This is a genomic window from Corynebacterium sp. LK10, from assembly GCF_008042455.1.
GTDB lineage: Bacteria > Actinomycetota > Actinomycetes > Mycobacteriales > Mycobacteriaceae > Corynebacterium > Corynebacterium jeikeium_D.
The window spans coordinates 1-560 of record NZ_NOVT01000027.1 but is presented as its reverse complement, the minus strand read 5'-3'; the positions used below and the strand labels follow the sequence as shown (position 1 = coordinate 560).

The 560-nt window shown below is 56.6% G+C and carries 1 protein-coding gene; it reads right to left on the bottom strand.

Annotation, left to right across the window (positions count from 1 at the left end):
* Positions 1–505: IS30 family transposase (locus tag CHU70_RS10675; RefSeq protein ID WP_242451396.1), on the bottom strand; the 505-nt coding region annotated here is incomplete at its 3' end.
* Between the last annotated feature and the right edge of the window lie 55 nt (positions 506–560).

Here is a 560-nt window from a genome sequence, read left to right as displayed (position 1 = left end):
CGAGCACTACCCGCGGCCGGTTATTCAGCAATGCTTCCGCCTCGGCGACCTCTTGGTCGGTGACATCGGTAAAGTTGGTGCCTTTGGGGAAATAAAACCGGATATCCCGATTCATCCGCTCATTGCTACCTCGCTGCCACGGCGAATGCGGATCGGCGAAAAACACCTGGATATTCTCCGCGACAGAAAACTCCGTGTGTTTGGCAAACTCCACTCCCTGATCCCAGGTCAACGTCGAAATCGTGGTGTCCATCGACTCTTTGAGCCGACGAATCATCCGTACCATCACCTCATTGACACTGGCGGCAGTATGGTCAGTGCCGAGTCTGCCGAGCAGCACAAACCTGCTGCGGCGTTCCACCAACGTCGCTAAAGCACTGGTGCCATCTGCGCCAATAATCAAATCGCCTTCCCAATGACCAGGCACCGCACGATCATTGGCTTCGGCTGGGCGAAGTGAAATATTGGCATCATGAGTCCAGCGTTTTCCACGTGGCTTGGGCACCCCTGCGAGAAGCGAGCGGGGTTTACGCCCTGGCCGGGTAGTCCGGCAGGACTTT